This window comes from Roseateles sp. UC29_93 (assembly GCF_042695725.1).
Classification (GTDB): domain Bacteria; phylum Pseudomonadota; class Gammaproteobacteria; order Burkholderiales; family Burkholderiaceae_C; genus Roseateles; species Roseateles noduli_A.
Genome location: NZ_CP170545.1, coordinates 4,773,331 through 4,791,583, shown reverse-complemented (window position 1 = coordinate 4,791,583; position 18,253 = coordinate 4,773,331). Strand labels below are relative to the sequence as shown.

Sequence of the window (18,253 nt, the reverse complement as noted above, 5' to 3'; positions counted from 1 at the left end):
GGAATATCAGCTAGTGGAAGCTAGAACTGGATCGGCAGGGCCCCCGGGACCAGAATCCGCCGCAACCCGCGAAGATCCTCCACCCGTTCCCGCGGCCCTTCTCAGCCCTGTTTCGGCCCTTCCCTCCTCCGGACCCACCCGTGATCGCACCCCTCGCCGGCATCTCCTCCATGGCCACCCGCGCCCTGCTGGCGGAGCTGTCGGCCGCGTACACCGCGGCACACGGCCTGGAGATCCGCATCGAATCGATCGGCGGCGTGGATGCCGCCCAGCGGGTCGAGTCGGGCGAATCGCTGGACCTCGTGGTGCTCGCCGACGATGCGATGGCGCGGCTGCTGGACGCCGGACGCCTGCGCGCCGGCTCGCTGCGTCCGATCGCCGACTCGCCGATGTTCATCGCGTCGCCCGAAGGCCATGCCCGGCCGGCCGTCGATACCGCCGAGACGCTGCGCCTGGCCCTGCTCGGCGCGCGGGCCATCGGCTACTCCACCGGGCCCAGCGGCCAGGCGCTGCTGAAGCTGCTGGAGCGCTGGGGACCTGCGCAACGCCCTCGCCGACCGCCTGCACCAGTCCCCCGCCGGGGTGCCCGTGGCGAAGATGGTCGCCCAGGGCGATGTCGACCTCGGCTTCCAGCAGTTGAGCGAGCTCCTGGGCCACGGCGGCCTGACGATCCTCGGTCCGATGCCGCCCGGACTCGAGATCGTCACCCGCTTCACCGCCGCCGTCGCCGCAACGTCCGCCGAACCCGCCACCGCGCAGCGCGTCGTCGACGATTTCGCCGCCCCCCGCCACGATGCGCTGCGTCGCCGGCTGGGTCTCGCCTCGCCGGGCGTCTGAGCGCCCGAAACGCGCCGCCCGCCACGCGCTCCCGCCGACGTCCCCATCCCGCCCTCCGATCCCCCAGATCCCCCGTTTCCCCAGAAGAAGGACCCCACCATGTACGAACTCGGCGTCGTCTATCGCAACATCACCCGCGCCGACCGCATCGCCGCGGACGCGCTCGGGCACTTCGGCGCGGCGACGGTCCACGAGGCGCTGGGCCGCGTCGGCCTGCTCAAGCCCTACATGCGGCCGATCCAGTCCGGCGTCGCCGTCTCCGGCACCGCCGTCACGGTGCTGCTGCAGCCGGGCGACAACTGGATGCTGCACGTCGCCGCCGAGCAGATCCGCGAGGGCGACGTCGTCGTCGCCGGCGTCACCGCCGAGTGCACGGACGGCTACTTCGGCGACCTGCTCGCGACCTCGTTCAAGGCCCGCGGCGCCCGCGCGCTGATCATCGACGGCGGCGTGCGCGACGTCCGCACGCTCAACGAGATGAGCTTCCCGGTCTGGAGCAAGTGCATCTCCGCCAAGGGCACGATCAAGGCGACGCTGGGTTCGGTGAACATCCCCGTGGTCTGCGCCGGCGCGCTGGTCCACCCGGGCGACGTCATCGTCGCGGACGACGACGGCATCGTCTGCGTGCCGGCCGCGCTGGCGCCGAAGACGTTGGACGCCGCCGCCGCCCGGGAGGCCAACGAGGGCGCCAAGCGCGAGCAATTCGCCGCCGGCGTGCTCGGCCTGGACATGTACAGGATGCGCGAGCCGCTGGCCAAGGCCGGGTTGCGATACATCGACTGAGCACCAATTTCCGCAACACCCGAAGTACCCGAGCAGCAGTTCCCATCCACCCGAGCGCCCCGCCTTGCAGAGGGCGCCGATGACAAGAGATCGACGGAGACAACGACGATGACTGCCCCCACCCTCTCGCTGGATCCCAGCACCGGAGTTCCGTACTGCCACCGCCGCTGGCCCTCACCCCTGCCCTCTCCCGCAAGCGGGAGAGGGGGCAAGACCCGCCGCACTGCCCTCGCCTCCGCCCTCGTCCGCACCGGGCAAGGCCTGACCCTCGCGGCCCTGCTCATGACTGCCGTGCTGCCGCGCCTGGCCGCCGCCCAGGCCAGCGCGCCGGGAGCGCCGGCCACGGACTGGCCGACCAAGCCCGTGCGCATCATCACGCCCTTCCCGGCCGGCGCCGGTCCGGAGACGGTGGCCCGCGTCGTCGCCGAGAAGCTCTCGAAGAAGTGGGGCAAGCCGGTGATCGTCGAGAACAAGCCCGGCGCCAACGGCTTCATCGCGATCGACGCCTTCAAGCGCGGCGCGACCGACGGCCATGACCTGATCCAGCTGGACAACGTCCACCTCGTGGTCTACCCGCACCTCTTCAAGAAGCTGCCCTACGACCCGGTCAAGGACTTCGATCCGATCGCGCCGCTGTTCAAGACCTACTTCTTCGTCGGCGTCCCGGCCAACAGCAAGTACAAGACCGTCGGCGACATCGTGGCCGACGCCAAGGCCCATCCCAACGCGCTGAACTACGGCTCCTGGTCCGTCGGCAACCCGGTGCACCTGGGCGCGGCGCAGCTGGAGGCGATGACGAAGACGCAGATGACGCACGTGGTCTACAAGGAGACGACGATGCTCTACACCGCCGTGGCCAACGGAGAGCTGAACTTCGCGCTCGGCTCGATGGCGACGGCTGGGCCGCTGCAGCGGGCCGGCAAGATCCGCTTCATCGCGGTCACCGGCCCGAAGCGGCATCCGGCCTTCCCCGACCTGCCCACCGTCAGCGAGTCCGGCGGCCCCGCCGGCTACGAGGTGACCGGCTGGACCACGATCGCCGCGCCGCGCGGCCTGCCCAAGGCCGTGCAGGAAAAGATCCAGCGCGACATCGAGGCCGCCCTGGCCGAGCCCGACATCCGCGAGCGCTACGCCACCTTCGGCTACGACGTCTTCCCGACCACGAAGGAGCAGTACCAGGCCTTCATCGCGAGCGAGTCCGCCAAGTACGCCGACCTGATCAAGCGGCTCAACATCTCGCTGGACTGACATGAGCACCGCAGTACCGCAGTCGCAGTCGCTCCGGATCGGCCTCGTCGGCTATGGCGAGGTCGGCCGGATCCTGGCCGAGGACCTGCGCGCGACCGGCGCCACGGTCAGCGCCTACGACCTGAAGCTGGAGTCGCCATCGACCGACGCCGACACGATGCGCGAGCACGCGGTCGAATTCGGCGTCGAGCTGACGAGCTCGGCCACGATGGTCGCGACGCCGGCGGACCTCGTCGTCATCGCCGTCACCGCGAGCCAGACGCTGGACGCCGCGCGTTCGACCGCCGCCGGGCTCAAGCCCGGCACCTTCGTGCTCGACATCAACTCCGCGTCGCCCAAGGCCAAGCGCGAGGCGGCGGACGCGGTGCATGCCCACGGCGGTCGCTATGTCGAAGGCGCCGTCATGACGAGCGTCCCGCCCTACCGCATCCGCGTGCCGCTGCTGCTCGGCGGCCCGCATGCGCAGGCGGCCGAGCCGCTGCTGAAGCAATTGGGCTTCACGCCCACGGTGGGCAGCGCCGGGTTCGGCATCGTCAGCGCGACCAAGATGTGCCGCAGCGTCATGATCAAGGGCCTGGAGGCCATGGTCATCGAGAGCCTCACCGCCGCCCGCCACTACGGCGTGGAGGACGCGGTGCTCGCCTCGCTGAAGGAGACCTTCCCCGGCATCGATTGGGAGAAGCAGGCCGCCTACTTCTTCCAGCGCGTGATCCAGCACGGGCGCCGCCGCAGCGAGGAAGTGCGCGAGGTCGCCGAGACGGTCCGCGATGCCGGTCTCACGCCCTGGAGCGCGGAAGGCACGGCCGAGCGCCAGGCCTGGATGGCCGACCTGGCCGAGGACGGCGTCTTCGGCCAGCGTGGCGACGCCGACTTCGGCCGCAGCCCGGACTGGCGGACCGAGGCCGACCGGCTGCTCGCGCAGCTCGCCAAACCCAAGCTTTCCTGAAGGACCCGCGATGACGCTCCCCACCTCCGGTGGCTTCGACAAGACCCCCGGCTGGCTCGACTGGTACGCCGACCCGTCGACGCCGCGATTCCAGCTGCCCGAGGGCGCCGTCGATGCGCACTGCCATGTCTTCGGCCCGGGCGGCGAGTTCCCCTACGCGCCCGAGCGCAAGTACACGCCCTGCGACGCGAGCAAGGCGCAGCTCTTCGCGTTGCGCGACCGGCTCGGCTTCAGCCGCAACGTGATCGTGCAGGCGACCTGCCACGGCGACGACAACCGCGCCATGGTCGATGCCTGCCGCGCGTCCGGCGGCCGCGCGCGCGGCGTCGCGACGGTGCGTCGCGGCATCACCGACGAGCAGCTGCAAGAGCTCCACGACGCCGGGGTGCGCGGCGTGCGCTTCAACTTCGTCAAGCGGCTGGTCGACTTCACGCCGCGCGACGAGCTGATGGAGATCGCGCAGCGCGTGAAGGCGCTGGGCTGGCATGTCGTCATCTACTTCGAGGCCCCGGACCTGCCCGAGTTGTGGGACTTCTTCAGCGCGCTGCCGACCACGGTCGTCGTCGACCACATGGGCCGGCCCGACGTGACGAAGCCGGTGGACGGGCCCGAGTTCGCGCTGTTCCTGCGCTTCCTGCGCGAGCATCCCTTCGTCTGGAGCAAGGTCACCTGCCCGGAGCGTCTGTCCGTCGCCGGCCCGCCGGCCCTGAACGGCGAGCCCGAGCCCTACCGCGACGTGATCCCGTTCGCGCGGCGCGTGGTGGAGGAGTTCCCGGACCGCGTGCTCTGGGGCACGGACTGGCCCCACCCCAACCTCAAGGACCACATGCCCGACGACGGCCTGCTGGTCGACGTGATCCCGCGCATCGCTCCCACCGCCGAGCTGCGCCAGCGCCTGCTGGTCGACAACCCGATGCGGCTCTACTGGCCCGAGGCCATCCGCTGATGGAGACCGTCATGCCGATCGACAAGCCCTACCAGGACATCCCGGGCACCACCATCTTCGACGCCGACCAGGCCCGCAAGGGCTACTGGCTCAACCAGTTCTGCATGTCGCTGATGAAGGCCGAGAACCGCGAGCGATTCAAGGCCGACGAGCGCGCCTACCTGGCCGACTGGCCGATGACGCCGGCGCAGAAGGACGCGGTGCTGGCGCGCGACCTGAACCAGTGCATCCGGCTGGGCGGCAACATCTACTTCCTGGCCAAGATCGGCGCGACCGACGGTCGCAGCTACCAGCAGATGGCCGCCGGCATGACCGGCATGAGCGAGGGCGACTACCGCGACATGATGCTGGCCGGCGGGCGCCGGCCCGACGGCACGCCGCGCGGCGGCAAGAAGGACGACGACCAATGAGCACGCATGCGCGGATCACCGCGTCCGTCTACACCTCGCACGTGCCGGCGATCGGCGTCGCGATGGACCAGGGCCGCACGCGGGACCCGTACTGGCAGCCGCTGTTCGCCGGCTACGAGCTCTCGCGCCGCTGGATGGACGCGGAACCGGCCCGACGCGATCGTGCTGGTCTACAACGACCACGCGAACGCCTTCAGCCTGGACATCATCCCGACTTTCGCGCTCGGCACCGCGGACCGCTACGAACCCGCCGACGAAGGCTGGGGACCGCGCGCGGTGCCGACGGTCCACGGCCACGGCGAGCTCGCGGCGCACCTCGCACAGAGCGTGATCCAGCAGGACTTCGACCTGACGCTGATCAACCGCATGACGGTCGACCACGGCCTGACGGTGCCGCTGTCGCTGATGTTCGGCGAGCAGCCGGCCGGCGCGCCCGGCTGGCCGGTGCCGGTGATCCCGCTGGCGGTGAACGTCGTGCAGTACCCGGTGCCTTCGGGCCGGCGCTGCCTGCAGCTCGGCCAGGCGATCCGCCGCGCCGTGGAGAGCTTCGACGCGCCGCTGAACGTGCAGGTCTGGGGCACCGGCGGCATGAGCCATCAGTTGCAGGGGCCGCGCGCCGGCCTGATCAACCGCGAGTGGGACAACGCCTGGATGGACCGCCTGATCGCCGACCCGCGCGGCCTGTCGGAGATGCCCCACCTGGACTACGTCCGCGAGGCCGGGTCCGAGGGCATCGAACTCGTGATGTGGCTGATCGCCCGCGGCGCGATGGCCGACCTCGATGGCGGCGGCGCGCCGCGCGTCGCGCACCGCTTCTATCACGTGCCCGCGTCCAACACCGCCGTGGGTCACCTGATCCTTGAGAACCCTTGAATGGAGCCCCCATGTCCGCACCGATCCGCATTGCCCTGGCCGGCGCCGGCGCCTTCGGCCAGAAGCACCTCGACGCGCTGAAGGCGATCGACGGCGTCGAGGTCGTGTCGCTGATCAGCCGCGATCTCGACAAGACCCGCGAGACCGCCGCGAAGTACGGCATCGCCCACGCGACGACCGAGCTCGACGAGGCGCTCGCGCGCGACGACGTCGACGCGGTGATCCTCTGCACGCCCACGCAGCTGCATGCGCGGCAGGCGCTGGCCTGCCTGGACGCGGGCAAGCACGTGCAGGTCGAGATCCCGCTGTGCGACGTGCTGGCCGACGGCGAGGCCGTCGTGCGCCGCCAGCGCGAGACCGGCCTGGTCGCCATGTGCGGCCCACACGCGCCGTTTCAATCCGAGCCACCAGTGGATCCGCCGCCGCATCGAGGCCGGCGAGTTCAACATCCAGCAGATGGATGTGCAGACCTATTTCTTCCGCCGCACCAACACGAACGCGCTGGGCCAGGCGCGGAGCTGGACCGACCATCTGCTGTGGCACCACGCCGCGCACACGGTGGACCTCTTCGCCTGGCAATGCGGCAGCCCCGTCGTGCGGGCGAACGCGCTGCAGGGGCCCCTCCATCCCACGCTCGGCATCGCGATGGACATGAGCCTCCAGCTGCAGGCCGCCAACGGGGCGATCTGCACGCTGTCGCTGTCCTTCAACAACGAGGGGCCGCTGGGCACCTTCTTCCGCTACATCGGCGACACCGGCACCTACCTCGCCCGCTACGACGACCTCGTCACCGGCCGCGACGAGACCGTCGACGTCAGCCACGTGGCCGTGTCGATGAACGGCATCGAGCTGCAGGACCGGGAATTCGTCGCCGCGATCCGGGAAGGCCGCGAGCCGAATGCCAGCGTGGCCCAGGTGTTGCCCTGCTACCAGGTGCTGGACGGGCTGGAGCGCCAGCTTCGCGGATGAGTCGCGGGGCGTCCGTCGCGGTTAGGATGACCGCCTCGCCCGCGTGCCTCCGATGGACCGACCGCCTCTCTACGCCCCCCGCTCCCTGACGCGACTGGCCCTGTGGCTCGCGGCGGGCAACCTCGTCATCGCCGCGGCGGTCGTGACGGCCACCTGGCTGGCCTTGCAGGCCGGACGCGACTCCGACCTCACCCGCGCCCGGGAAACCACCGAGAACCTGGCCGCCAGCCTCAGCATCGAGATCGGCGCCGAGCTCAAGCAGGTCGACAACGCGCTGTCCACGCTCGCGTTGCAGTTCCGGCGGACCACCGGCGACCCGGAGCAGGTCCGGCGCTCGGTGGAGCGCGCGCTGGCCGACCAGCGCAGCCTGCTGCCGCAGGTCGACGCGATCCGGATCACCGACGCCCGCGGCCAGGTCGTCTACGGACTGGCCGGCGAGGAAGGCGCGCTCAACGTCGGGGACCGCGACTACTTCCAGCGCGCCAGGGACGCCAAGGACGGCGGCGACGCCGATCGTCATCTCCGAACCGCTGTTCGGCCGCGTCCTGCACAAGTGGGGCATCGCCGTCTGCGCCGGCTGGAGCGCGAGGACGGCAGCTTCGCCGGCGTGGTCTACACGACGCTGTCGACGGAACATTTCATCGAGAGCTTCAAGGGCCTGACGATCGGCGCGGAAGGCGCGATCTCGCTGCGCACGCGCAGCCAGCGCCTGATCGCGCGCTACTCGGCCACGGAGCCGCACTCGATCCGCGGCGTCGGCGACGTGATCGTGTCCGAGGACCTCATGCGCAAGATCGCCGCCAACCCGCAGCAGGGCTGGTACATGACGCGGACCCGGCTCGACAACATCGAGCGCATCACCTGCTACCGCCAGGTGCGCGGTTATCCGCTGACGATCTTCACCGGCTCGAGCACGGCGGAATTCCTGGCCGCCTGGCGCGGCGAGGTCCTGCAGCAGAGCGCGCTGGCCGGCGTGGTCATCCTGACGGTGCTGGGATGTTCGGTGCTGATCTTCCTCCAGCAGCGCCGCGACCGTCGCGCCGCGATCGGGCTGCAGCAGCTGGCGCTGGAACAGGCGCTGATGCTGGACAACGACATGGTCGGCATGATGCGCCTGCGCGACCGCACCGTGGTCTGGAAGAACCGCGCGCTGGCCTCGCTGTTCGGGTACGCGCCCGGGGAGCTGAACGGTCAGACCACGCGGCCGCTCTACCTCGACGACGAGAGCTTCCGCGAGGTCGGCGACGCCGCCTACCCCGCGATCGCCGCGGGCCGGCGCTTCCGCCAGCAGCTGCGGATGCGGCGCAAGGACGGCACGCCGGTGTGGATCGACCTCAGCGGCGCGTCGGTGTCCGAGCGGGAATCGCTCTGGATGATGATCGACATCTCCGCGTTCAAGGAAAGCGAAGCCACCGCGCAGCACCTGGCCGTGCATGACGCGCTGACCGGGCTGCCCAACCGCGTGCGTTTCACCGAGCGGCTGGCGGGCGCGATGACGCTGCTGGGCGAGCGCGTGGGCCTGGTGGCGGTGTGCTGGGTGGACCTGGACGGCTTCAAGGACCTCAACGACCAGTTCGGCCACGAGGCCGGCGACGTGGTGCTGCGCGTGGTGGCGCAGCGGCTGCTGGCGGGCGTGCGCACGCACGACCTGGTCGCGCGCATGGGCGGCGACGAGTTCGCCATCCTGCTCACCGCGCTGCGCGCCGAGCACGAGGCCGGGCCGGCGCTGCGGCGCATGCTGGAGTCGGTGGCCGAGCCGATCCGGCTGCCCGACGGCGACCATGCGTCGGTCACCGCCAGCATCGGCATCGCGTTTGCCCCTCACCATGGCCGCCAGGCGGAGTCGCTGATGCGGCTCGCCGAAACGGCGATGACGACGGCCAAGCGCGCGGGCAAACGCCGCTTCGTGTCGGCCAGCAGCCTGCCGGGAATTGCCATGAACGCACCGAATTCGCCGTCCACCTCCGTCGGCCCCGACGCCCCCACGCCGGTGGACGCGATCGACACGCCGTCGGGACCCGCCCCGGAACCGGGGACCGAAGGGGCCCGGGGCAAGGAGGCCAGCGACAAGGCGGGCCCGGGCGCGACGCCAGGCACACCGCGTCCCGCACGACCCCGGTCCGCCGACCGTGCCGGATCATTCATTCGACGAATCGGTCGCCGGGGAGGAAGATCCCGGGGCCACGCTCGACGGGGAAGACAGCAGCCGGGTGCCGCCCTCGCGCAAGCCGGGGTGAGTCGTCTCGTGCGGCGACCGGGCGGACCGACGCGCAGGCCGGTGCCCCTCGCCGCTCAATCGCCTCCTCACGCTCGGCATTCGCTCTGAGGGGCACCGGCCTGCGCGTCGGTCGATGCAGCCTGCACTCATCAGATTCCGGGCCTCGGGGCCCGGTTCAGGGAGATCGTCATGTCCGAGGAAACTTCCAGTCCCCACAACAGCGAACGCCATCGCGTCAACGTGCAGGACGACTACGAGCTGCGCTACTGGGGCGAACGCTTCGGCGTGTCGCCCGAGCTGTTGCGCCATGCGGTCGATGCCGTGGGCACCAGTGCCAAGTCCGTCGAGGAGTGGCTGCAGGCGCATCGCTGATCGCCACCGTGCGAATCCCGATGCGGGGGTGTCCGCTGGGAACAGGGATTGCCGACTCGCCAGCTTGCCGATCCCGGCCAGCCAGGAGCCCCCAGCATGGATCTCGACACGGATCGATCGGACGCGGACACCGCGTCTTCCCTGCCCCCACCCGGCAGTCCCCCGTGCGACGCTGAGCGCTGCGCGATCTCGCGCCGCGGCCTGCTGATCGCCGGCGCGGGCGCGTCCGCCGCGGTGGCCGCCGGCGCGCCGCTGGAGGCCGCCGCGCAAGCACCCTCGCCCACCTCATCCGCCGGACCCAAGCCCCAGGAGAACCTCGTGGCCACCTCCCGCGTGACGCTCAACGTCAACGGCCAGCCGCAGACGCTGGTCGTCGACAACCGTACCTCGCTGCTCGACCTGCTGCGCGAGCACCTGCAGCTCACCGGCACCAAGAAGGGCTGCGACCACGGCCAATGCGGCGCCTGCACCATCCACCTCGACGGCCGACGCGTCAACGCCTGCCTGACGCTGGCGGTGATGCACGAGGGCGCCCAGGTCGTGACGATCGAGGGACTCGGCACGCCCGAGAAGATGCATCCGATGCAGACCGCCTTCGTGAAGCACGACGGTTACCAGTGCGGCTATTGCACGCCGGGGCAGATCTGCTCGGCGGTCGCCGTCCTCGACGAGATCAAGGCGGGCGCTCCCAGTCACGTCACGCCCGACCTCAACGTCCGTCCGCTGCTGTCCATCGACGAGCTGCGCGAGCGCATGAGCGGCAACCTCTGTCGCTGCGGGGCCTACTCCAACATCATCGACGCAATGGCCGAGGTGGCCGGCGTCCCTGTGCCGGGCACCGGCGAGCGGAGGTCCGCATGAAGCCGTTCACCTTCGAGCGCGCGGCCTCGCCGGTCGCCGCCGTGGCCGCCGCCGCGAAGCAGCCCGGCGCGCGTTTCATCGCCGGCGGAACCAACCTGCTCGACCTGATGAAGCTGCAGGTCGAGACCCCCACGCACCTGATCGATGTGAACGGTCTGGGCCTGGACCGCATCGAGGCGAGCGCCGACGGCGGTCTGCGCATCGGCGCGCTGGTGCGCAACAGCGACCTCGCCGCGGACGCCCGCGTGCGGCGCGACTACGGCGTGCTGTCGCGGGCGCTGCTCGCCGGCGCGTCGGGCCAGTTGCGCAATCGCGCGACGACCGCGGGCAACCTGTTGCAACGCACGCGCTGCCCCTACTTCTACGACACCGATCAGCCCTGCAACAAGCGCAAGCCGGGCAGCGGCTGCTCGGCCATCGGCGGCATGAGCCGGCCGCTGGCCGTGATCGGCGTCAGCGAGGCCTGCATCGCCTCGCATCCCAGCGACATGGCCGTCGCGATGCGGGTGCTGGATGCGACCGTCGAGACCCTGCGGCCCGACGGCCAGGCGCGCCGCATCCCGATCGCGGACTTCCATCGGCTGCCCGGCAACACGCCGCACATCGAGACCACGCTCGAGGCCGGCGAGCTGATCACCGCGGTGACGCTGCCCAAGCCGGTCGGCGGCACGCACCTGTATCACAAGGTCCGCGACCGGGCGTCGTACGCCTTCGCGCTGGTCTCGGTGGGCGCGATCGTCCAGCGCGACGGCAGCGGACGTTTCGCCGTCGGCGGCATCGCGCCCAAGCCCTGGCGGGCCGAAGCCGCGGAACGCGCCCTGCGCCAAGGCGCGACCGCCGCCGCGGGGGCGCTGCTGGCCGGCGCGACGCCCACTGCCGAGAACGCCTTCAAGTTGCCGCTGGTGGAGCGCACGCTCGCCGCGGTGCTCGCGCAAGCGAAGGTCACCTGGAGGACCGCATGAAATTCGACACCGCCGCCACCACGAACCCGATCGACCAGCTGCGCATCGTCGGCAAGCCGACCGACCGCATCGACGGACCGCGCAAGACGACCGGGACCGCGCCCTACGCGTATGAGCGTCACGACGTCGCGAAGAACGTCGCCTATGGCGTCGTCGTCGGCGCCGGCATCGCCAAGGGCCGCATCTCGACGATGGATGTCCAGGCGGCGGAGGCCGCGCCGGGCGTGCTGGCCATCGTCACCGCGTACAACGCCGGCAAGCTCGGCAAGGGCAGCATGAACACCGCCAGGCTGCTCGGCGGGCCGGAGATCGAGCACTACCACCAGGCGATCGCCGTGGTCGTCGCCGAGAGCTTCGAGCAGGCGCGCGCGGGCGCGGCGCTGATCCGCGTCGAGTATGCGCGCGAGACCGGCGCCTTCAGTCTCGCCAAGGCCAAGGACCAGGCCGAAGCCGCCGAAGGAGGCCAACGACACGCCGCCCTCGACGAAGGTCGGCGACTTCGACACCGCCTTCGCGCAGGCGGCGGTGAAGATCGACCAGACCTACACGACGCCGGACCAGTCGCACGCGATGATGGAGCCGCATGCGACGCTGGCCGTCTGGGAGGGCGACAAGCTCACGGTCTGGACGGCCAACCAGATGATCGACTGGGGCCGCGGCGATCTGGCCAAGACGCTGGGGCTGCCGCGCGACAAGGTGCGATTGATCTCGCCTTTCATCGGCGGCGGTTTCGGCGGCAAGTTGTTCCTGCGCGCGGACGTGCTGATGGCCGCGCTGGGCGCGAAGGCCAGCGGCCGGCCGGTGAAGGTGGCGCTGCAGCGGCCCTTGATGATGAACAACACGACGCATCGGCCCGCGACCATCCAGCGCCTGCGGATCGCCGCGGGGCGGGACGGGAAGATCACGGCGATCGGGCACGAGAGCTGGTCCGGCGACCTGCCCGGCGGCGGGCCGGAGACCGCCGTCGCGCAGACGCGGCTGCTCTATGCGGGCGCGAACCGGATGACCGCGATGAAGCTCGCGGAGCTGAACCTGCCCGAAGGCAACGCGATGCGCGCCCCGGGCGAGGCGCCGGGGCTGATGGCGCTGGAGATCGCGATGGACGAGCTCGCCGAGAAGCTCGGCATGGACCCGATCCAGTTCCGCGTCATCAACGACACGCAGGTCGATCCGGAGAAGCCGGAACGGCCGTTCTCGCAGCGCCGCCTGACCGAGTGCCTGCGCACGGGCGCGGAGCGCTTCGGCTGGAGCCGACGCGCCGCTCCGGGACAGCGGCGGGAAGGTCCCGGCGGACGCTGGCTGATCGGCCTCGGCGTCGCGGCGGCGTTCCGCAACAACATCGTGATGAAGTCGGCCGCGCGGGTGCGGCTGGACCGCCGCGGCATCGTCACCGTCGAGACCGACATGACCGACATCGGCACCGGCACCTACACCGTGCTGGCGCAGACGGCGGCGGAGATGATGGGGGTCGGGCTCGACCAGGTGGTGGTGCGGCTGGGCGATTCGGCGCTGCCGGTGTCGGCGGGCTCGGGCGGGCAATGGGGCGCCAACAGTTCGGCGTCGGGCGTGTACGCGGCCTGCGTCGCGTTGCGCGAGTTGGTCGCGAAGAAGGCCGGCGTCGATGCGAAGGACGCCGTCTTCGCCGACGGCCAGGTGCGTGGCGGCGGACGCAGCGTGTCGCTGGGCGAAGTCGCCGGCAACGAGGGCCTCGCCGCCGAGGACAAGATCGAGTTCGGCGACCTCGACAAGAAGTACCAGCAGTCGACCTTCGGCGGCCACTTCGTCGAGGTTGCGGTCGACGCCTTCACCGGCGAGGTCCGCGTGCGGCGCATGCTGGCCGTGTGCGCGGCGGGACGCATCCTCAACCCGAAGTCGGCGCGCAGCCAGGTCATCGGCGCGATGACCATGGGCGTCGGCGCGGCCTTGATGGAGGCGCTGCATGTCGACGAGCGGCGCGGCTTCTACGTCAACCACGACCTCGCGGGTTACGAGGTGCCGGCGCACGCCGACATCCCGCACCAGGAGGTCGTGTTCCTCGACGAGACCGATCCGCTGTCGTCGCCCCTCAAGGCCAAGGGCGTCGGGGAGCTGGGCATCTGCGGCGTCGCCGCCGCGGTGGCGAATGCGATCTACAACGCCACTGGCGTGCGCGTGCGGGACTATCCGGTCACGCTCGACAAGCTGCTCAAGGACTTGCCGAAGGTGGCTTGACGTAGGAGATCCCTGTGGCTTGGCGCAGTTGCTCAAGCCCCAGGGCCTCGAACATTTCCCGCGTCAGATCGGGCATTCGCTTCGCGTTGAGCGTGAGCCAGGAAGTGTCTTGGCGGTGCTCGATATCACGGTGAATCGGTCGGCCCATCGTATCCACGCCTTCATAGCCATTGAGCAATCCGATCAGGACCGTACGCTTCTCCTTGGGCAGGGCCCCACACAAGTGCAATACGCGCCTGCCGCCAGCGCTGTGGTGATCAACATCGCTGTCGATCATGCTCGCCCGAAACAGCATCGGCAGCGCCCGTTCCAACAGCATGGGGCTTTCGAGGAATTCTGAATACAGCGCCTCGGCAGAGGCCGTGCGTGCCGCCAGGGAACCGTTGCACTCGCTTCCGGGATCGTCGGCATTGAGCACTTGAAGAAGCCGACAGCCCCAGTCGTCGATGCGACGGCGGACCAGTTCGAAAGTCGGCATGGCACCGCCGGGAGACGCCATCGCCGCTGGCACCAAAGTCGAGCTGTAGACGTCGTTGTGCGTCGGCGGATCTCGAAGATCGAGCGCGACGGCAGGGAGCAGGAAGGCCTTGCAGAGCGCCTTGCCGGCGATGCCGTCCGCAGGCAGCGCCGAACGCTCGTCCACCAGATCGATGGCGTCGCGTGTCTTGGGGCAAAGCGGGGCCGAAGCCGCCGGAGACGGCCGATCACGATCCAGTTCCTCGTCGGAATCGTCGTAGTAAACGACCTCGACGTCGAATTGGATCTCGCCTGATTGCCAGTACATGGATGTCGTCCTTCTTGCGTTGCAGAAGGGGGCATCAGTGCCGCAGTTCACCGGTCGGTTCGCCGATGCCATCCAGCGGACACGCCCCCAGGGGTCTACATGAACGGCGTACGCGGAAATCCGCCTCCTGCACCGAACAGATTCCCGAGGTTCTGGCAGAGGCGGTCTCCCAGGCGCATCTGCATGCCCCATCCGAGCGGTCCGACGATGTCCCGCGCCGCCTGCTGCAACCGCGCCGGCCACCCCGGTCCGGCGGGTGATTCCACCGGTGCCTGTTCGGTAATCCAGGCCGGCATGGGGCGCGGCGGCATCCGCCCTTGAATGAAGTGCTGCGCCAGCTCTGCGTAATCGGGGACCTGCGCGCGCAGCTGTGCTTCCAACTGCTCCAGCCGGTGCTGCCTCGGGGACTTCATTGGCCGATATTCCGGCAACGGCTGGCCTGGCTCCGGGCAGATCCCCAGGCCCTCCAGCATGACGCGCGTCGCGTGCGTCAGCCTGTAGGGCTGCGCCTCCATGCGATGGACCTCCGAGGCGCCGAGCAGCCGGCTCAGACGCTGCTTCACCTCCGGGGCCAGCGACGCAGCGGCCTTGCAGGCCGCGACGGTGGGTCGGTCCTTCACGTCATCGCGGCTCTCGTGACTGACCCCGTACCCGTCCAGGACCAGCGCGGCGATCCAGTCCGCGCGGCAGCCGGGCTCCAGCCCCGCCAGATCGGCCGCGGCCTGACCGCCGCGCTGCCTGTCCATCAACGCGGCCTTCAACAGCTCGCCGAGCGCGCAGGATTTCAGCAGGCGTGTCGACTCGGGCTTGGCCCCGTCGTCGTTGAACAGCGCCTTCAGGTCGTCCGAATGGGCTTGCCATGTCGAACGCCTGGGAGACGCGTCGGCGCCCTCGATGTCGGCGCGCTGGGTCGACGTCCTGGAGGAGGAGGAAGGGACGATGTCTGCGGCACCTGGCGCCGCGCCGCTGGGCGTGATTCCGAACATTCGGTTGACTCCGTGGAAGATGGCGCTTCAGTCGTCCCCGAGATCCACCGGTTCATGCAGGCGAACACGCTCGACAAGCGACTGAAGGACTTGCCCAAGGTGGCGTGAACGTCGTTGCCTATCGCGACGCAAGCACTTTCAGTTCAAGCGCGTCGTACATCTGATGGGTCAGGCCTTGCATGCGACCGGCATTGAGGCGTCGCCACGAGACGACGGCATCCGCCAGTGCGCGCGGCAGGAAACCGTCTTTCCGACGTCCTTCATAGTGGTCCAGGGCGGCGGCGATCGACGGAAGATCATCGTCCTTCAACGCCTTGCACAGCGTGAGCAGTCGCCGTCCGCCCGGCGATTCATGGTCGATGCCAAACGCCAGCATGCTGCCGAAGAACGCCATCGGCAGGGCCTCCTTGAGCAACACCGGCGAATCGGACAGCCTTTGCTGAAGCGTCCGCGCGCGCTGTTCCCGGTCCTGCGTCGACCCGGGGAGCTCGGACTGGGACGAATCGGCATCGAGTTCTTCGAGGAGCCGTAATCCCCACGCGGCGGCATGGCCCTGCCGCCGCCTCACGAACTCCCGATGGTCGTCGTCGGATGCCTTCCGCAGCATGTCGGTCGTGTTGCCGTCGGGACCCAGCACCGCCGCTGCCGTGCTGAAACCGGACAGCAGCCGGTCCAGGTCGACGTCCTCGGGCGGCAGCTTCGCGATCGACGCCAAGGTGTCCAATGCCTCCGCGACCTCGCGCGAAGCGGTCATGCCTTCGGCGACCTCGTGGTCAGCGAAAAAGTGGCGAGGGATGATGAGACCCGCCTCTTCGCGGGTGGGCCGGTATTCCTCCAGGTAACGCCGGTAGGCGTCCTCGTCGGTCACCACCAGTCGTCCGGTGTCGAACTCCCGGTGCCAGCCTTCCCCCACCCAGATGTCGTCGCCTACCGCTACTTCCCACATGAAACGCTCCGGAATCAAGTTGCAAGGGCGCTTCAGTCGCGCCTGACTGATCGCAGTTCCGGGGTTCGAGCGTCGATTCGATCAGCCCTGCAGGCGCACGGTTCGCACGGTTCGCACGGTTCGCGCACAGGTAGCGCGTCAGACGGCTTCGCGCGTCGGATTCATGGCCTCGGCAAGCACGGCCGCCAGCACGTCCACGTCATAGGGCTTGGGCACCAGCGGGACGTTCGGCGCCTCCTCGATGCGCACCGGGTGGCCGCTGGCCAGCACCACCGGCAGCGTCGGCTTGAGGACCTTCAAGGTCCGCACCAGGTCCACGCCGCTGCGCGCGCCCGGCATCACGATGTCGGTCAGCACCACGTCCGCGGCGAGCCCCCCGCGCAACTGGTCCAGCGCGTGATCCGCGGTCGGCGCCGTCTTCACGGTGAAGCCGCGTTCCTCCAGCGCCTGCGCGGTCAGCTCGCGCACCGACGGCTCGTCCTCCACCAGCAGCACGGTCCCTGCGAAGCGCCGTTCCGTGCCGGGCGAGGCCGCGCGCACGACCTGACCCTCCTCCGCCTCCGTCCTGCCGTGCGAACGCGGCAGCCACAGCGTGACCTCCGTGCCCAGGCCGATCTTGCTGACGATGCCGGCCGTGCCGCCCGCCGAGTGCGCCAGCGCATAGACCTGCGCCAGCCCCAGGCCCGTGCCCTGCCCCACCGCCTTGGTGGTGAAGAAGGGTTCGAACGCGCGCTCCATCTGCTCCTGCGTCATGCCGTCGCCGGTGTCGCGCACCGCGATCGCGACGTAGTCCCCGGGCCGCAACTCGGGCGCGAGTCCCACCGGATCGCCCTCCGCCAGCACGCGCTTGCGCGCCGAGACGGTGAGGCGTCCCCGCCCGTGCATCGCGTCGCGCGCGTTCAGCGCGAGGTTCAGCACCGCCAGCTCCAGCTGGACCGGGTCCGTGCGCACGGGCCACAGGTCCTCGTCGATGTGCAGCTCGACCTCGACGGCGCTGCCCACCGCGCCGCCGGCCAGCGCCATCAGCTCGGGCAACTGGCGGCGCAGGTCGATGACCGTCTCATGCCCCACCTGCGGCCGTCCGAAGGCCAGCAACTGCCGGGTCAGTTGCGCCGCCCGGCCGGTCGCGCGCTGGCAGGCCTCCAGCGCCGTGTCGGCGCGCGGGTCCGTGCTGAGCCGGCGCGCCAGCTGCAGCCCCGTCGTCATCGTCTGCAGCAGGTTGTTGAAGTCGTGCGCGATGCCGCCGGTCAGCCGGCCCAGCGCCTCCAGCTTCTGGCTGCGCAGCGCCGCCTGCTGCGCACGGCGCGTCTGCTCGACCGCGGCGTCGATCTCCTCGCGCAGGCGCTGCTCGTTGCCCGCGCGTTCGCGGCTGGCCGTGGCCAGCGCGTGCTGGACGACGTCGATCTCGTCGATGCCGCCGGCGACCTCGGCGATCGTCGCACCGCCGCCCATACGGATGGCGTCCTTGCGCAGGCGCCGCAGCGGATCGGCGATCTCGCGGCTCACGCGCCGCGCCAGCACCAGCGCCAGCACGATGAAGGCCAGCGACAGCGACAGCATCATCGCGAACGCGGTCCAGGCACCCTTGGCGAGTTCCGCCTGGCTCAGGCCGATCAACACCACCCAGCCCGAGTCGGGCGCGCGGGCTGAAGACGGTGAAGACCGGCTCGCCGTCGAGCGTGCGCGCGTCGACGACGCCCTGGTCCCCGCGGCTCAGCGCGGCGAGCATGTTCGGACTGGCCCGCTGGCCGACGCGTTTCTCCGGGTCGCGGGTGCGCGCGATGACGACGCCGTTGCGGTCCAGCACGACCCCCAGCCAGCCTTCGGGCAGCGGCTGCTGGCGGAAGATCTGCTGCATCTCGCTGACGGGGCTGCCATAGCCCAGGTACATCGGCTGGCCC

The 18,253-nt window shown here is 70.2% G+C and carries 15 protein-coding genes and 4 pseudogenes; 15 read left to right on the top strand and 4 right to left on the bottom strand.

Features of this window, described 5'->3' with window-relative positions; translation table 11 throughout:
* Window positions 1-170: 170 nt before the first annotated feature.
* The 14 genes and pseudogenes from ACFJIX_RS22355 to paoC all read left to right on the top strand — a co-directional run.
* A pseudogene (locus ACFJIX_RS22355) lies at window positions 171-476 on the top strand (substrate-binding domain-containing protein); the annotation flags it as partial.
* Window positions 477-597: 121 nt separating this feature from the next.
* The gene (locus ACFJIX_RS22350; protein WP_377161887.1) at window positions 598-837 is read left to right on the top strand and encodes a substrate-binding domain-containing protein; all 240 of its coding nucleotides are present in this window, start codon (window positions 598-600) and stop codon (window positions 835-837) included.
* A 99-nt stretch (window positions 838-936) separates the two neighbouring features.
* Window positions 937-1,620: a 4-carboxy-4-hydroxy-2-oxoadipate aldolase/oxaloacetate decarboxylase gene (gene ligK, locus ACFJIX_RS22345; protein WP_377154899.1), complete on the top strand. Its 684-nt coding sequence runs from the start codon at window positions 937-939 to the stop codon at window positions 1,618-1,620.
* A 282-nt stretch (window positions 1,621-1,902) separates the two neighbouring features.
* Window positions 1,903-2,868 carry a Bug family tripartite tricarboxylate transporter substrate binding protein gene (locus tag ACFJIX_RS22340; RefSeq protein WP_377161885.1) on the top strand — a complete coding sequence of 322 codons (966 nt, stop codon included), beginning with the start codon at window positions 1,903-1,905 and terminating at the stop codon, window positions 2,866-2,868.
* Window position 2,869: 1 nt separating this feature from the next.
* On the top strand, window positions 2,870-3,814 hold the full coding sequence (locus ACFJIX_RS22335) for a DUF1932 domain-containing protein (protein WP_377154898.1): 945 nt from the start codon (window positions 2,870-2,872) through the stop codon (window positions 3,812-3,814).
* 10 nt (window positions 3,815-3,824) lie between these two features.
* Complete coding sequence (locus ACFJIX_RS22330) at window positions 3,825-4,760, top strand: amidohydrolase family protein (protein WP_377154897.1); 936 nt, start codon at window positions 3,825-3,827, stop codon at window positions 4,758-4,760.
* 11 nt (window positions 4,761-4,771) lie between these two features.
* Window positions 4,772-5,170: a protocatechuate 4,5-dioxygenase subunit alpha gene (gene ligA / locus ACFJIX_RS22325; protein WP_377154896.1), complete on the top strand. Its 399-nt coding sequence runs from the start codon at window positions 4,772-4,774 to the stop codon at window positions 5,168-5,170.
* Window positions 5,167-6,043, top strand: a pseudogene (locus ACFJIX_RS22320) (class III extradiol dioxygenase subunit beta). The gene ligA and the pseudogene ACFJIX_RS22320 overlap by 4 nt, the downstream one beginning before the upstream one ends.
* A gap of 11 nt (window positions 6,044-6,054) precedes the next feature.
* A pseudogene (locus tag ACFJIX_RS22315) lies at window positions 6,055-7,012 on the top strand (Gfo/Idh/MocA family oxidoreductase).
* Between the two features lie 52 nt (window positions 7,013-7,064).
* On the top strand, window positions 7,065-9,338 hold the full coding sequence (locus tag ACFJIX_RS22310; RefSeq protein ID WP_377154895.1) for a diguanylate cyclase domain-containing protein: 2,274 nt from the start codon (window positions 7,065-7,067) through the stop codon (window positions 9,336-9,338).
* An 81-nt stretch (window positions 9,339-9,419) separates the two neighbouring features.
* Window positions 9,420-9,602, top strand: a complete 183-nt coding sequence (locus ACFJIX_RS22305) for a DUF3606 domain-containing protein (protein ID WP_377154894.1) — start codon at window positions 9,420-9,422, stop codon at window positions 9,600-9,602.
* Window positions 9,603-9,698: 96 nt separating this feature from the next.
* On the top strand, window positions 9,699-10,463 hold the full coding sequence (gene paoA / locus ACFJIX_RS22300; protein ID WP_377154893.1) for an aldehyde dehydrogenase iron-sulfur subunit PaoA: 765 nt from the start codon (window positions 9,699-9,701) through the stop codon (window positions 10,461-10,463).
* Complete coding sequence (locus ACFJIX_RS22295; RefSeq protein WP_377154892.1) at window positions 10,460-11,425, top strand: FAD binding domain-containing protein; 966 nt, start codon at window positions 10,460-10,462, stop codon at window positions 11,423-11,425. Before paoA ends, ACFJIX_RS22295 begins: the two co-directional genes overlap by 4 nt.
* A pseudogene (gene paoC, locus ACFJIX_RS22290) lies at window positions 11,422-13,636 on the top strand (aldehyde oxidoreductase molybdenum-binding subunit PaoC). The gene ACFJIX_RS22295 and the pseudogene paoC overlap by 4 nt, the downstream one beginning before the upstream one ends.
* Here paoC and ACFJIX_RS22285 read toward each other — a convergent pair.
* From ACFJIX_RS22285 to ACFJIX_RS22270, 4 genes are all read right to left on the bottom strand, one after another.
* Window positions 13,611-14,420, bottom strand: a complete 810-nt coding sequence (locus ACFJIX_RS22285; protein WP_377154891.1) for a hypothetical protein — start codon at window positions 14,418-14,420, stop codon at window positions 13,611-13,613. The pseudogene paoC and the gene ACFJIX_RS22285 overlap by 26 nt on opposite strands.
* A gap of 95 nt (window positions 14,421-14,515) precedes the next feature.
* Window positions 14,516-15,406 carry a hypothetical protein gene (locus tag ACFJIX_RS22280; RefSeq protein ID WP_377154890.1) on the bottom strand — a complete coding sequence of 297 codons (891 nt, stop codon included), beginning with the start codon at window positions 15,404-15,406 and terminating at the stop codon, window positions 14,516-14,518.
* Window positions 15,407-15,524: 118 nt separating this feature from the next.
* Window positions 15,525-16,352, bottom strand: coding sequence for a hypothetical protein (locus ACFJIX_RS22275; protein ID WP_377154889.1), 828 nt, complete (start codon window positions 16,350-16,352; stop codon window positions 15,525-15,527).
* A 138-nt stretch (window positions 16,353-16,490) separates the two neighbouring features.
* A complete protein-coding gene (locus ACFJIX_RS22270; protein WP_377154888.1) occupies window positions 16,491-17,975 on the bottom strand; it encodes an ATP-binding protein in 1,485 nt (494 codons plus the stop codon).
* 32 nt (window positions 17,976-18,007) lie between these two features.
* Between ACFJIX_RS22270 and ACFJIX_RS22265 the strand changes: the two genes are divergently transcribed.
* The gene (locus ACFJIX_RS22265; RefSeq protein ID WP_377154887.1) at window positions 18,008-18,232 is read left to right on the top strand and encodes a hypothetical protein; all 225 of its coding nucleotides are present in this window, start codon (window positions 18,008-18,010) and stop codon (window positions 18,230-18,232) included.
* Window positions 18,233-18,253 lie beyond the last annotated feature (21 nt).

Bases quoted from the DNA above. Each gene is read 5' to 3' on its own strand.
- ACFJIX_RS22350 (WP_377161887.1), top strand. From the start codon at position 598: ATGGTCGCCCAGGGCGATGTCGACCTCGGCTTCCAGCAGTTGAGCGAG.
- ligK (WP_377154899.1), top strand. From the start codon at position 937: ATGTACGAACTCGGCGTCGTCTATCGCAACATCACCCGCGCCGACCGC.
- ACFJIX_RS22340 (WP_377161885.1), top strand. From the start codon at position 1,903: ATGACTGCCGTGCTGCCGCGCCTGGCCGCCGCCCAGGCCAGCGCGCCG.
- ACFJIX_RS22335 (WP_377154898.1), top strand. From the start codon at position 2,870: ATGAGCACCGCAGTACCGCAGTCGCAGTCGCTCCGGATCGGCCTCGTC.
- ACFJIX_RS22330 (WP_377154897.1), top strand. From the start codon at position 3,825: ATGACGCTCCCCACCTCCGGTGGCTTCGACAAGACCCCCGGCTGGCTC.
- ligA (WP_377154896.1), top strand. From the start codon at position 4,772: ATGCCGATCGACAAGCCCTACCAGGACATCCCGGGCACCACCATCTTC.
- ACFJIX_RS22310 (WP_377154895.1), top strand. From the start codon at position 7,065: ATGGACCGACCGCCTCTCTACGCCCCCCGCTCCCTGACGCGACTGGCC.
- ACFJIX_RS22305 (WP_377154894.1), top strand. From the start codon at position 9,420: ATGTCCGAGGAAACTTCCAGTCCCCACAACAGCGAACGCCATCGCGTC.
- paoA (WP_377154893.1), top strand. From the start codon at position 9,699: ATGGATCTCGACACGGATCGATCGGACGCGGACACCGCGTCTTCCCTG.
- ACFJIX_RS22295 (WP_377154892.1), top strand. From the start codon at position 10,460: ATGAAGCCGTTCACCTTCGAGCGCGCGGCCTCGCCGGTCGCCGCCGTG.
- ACFJIX_RS22285 (WP_377154891.1), bottom strand. From the start codon at position 14,420: ATGTACTGGCAATCAGGCGAGATCCAATTCGACGTCGAGGTCGTTTAC.
- ACFJIX_RS22280 (WP_377154890.1), bottom strand. From the start codon at position 15,406: ATGTTCGGAATCACGCCCAGCGGCGCGGCGCCAGGTGCCGCAGACATC.
- ACFJIX_RS22275 (WP_377154889.1), bottom strand. From the start codon at position 16,352: ATGTGGGAAGTAGCGGTAGGCGACGACATCTGGGTGGGGGAAGGCTGG.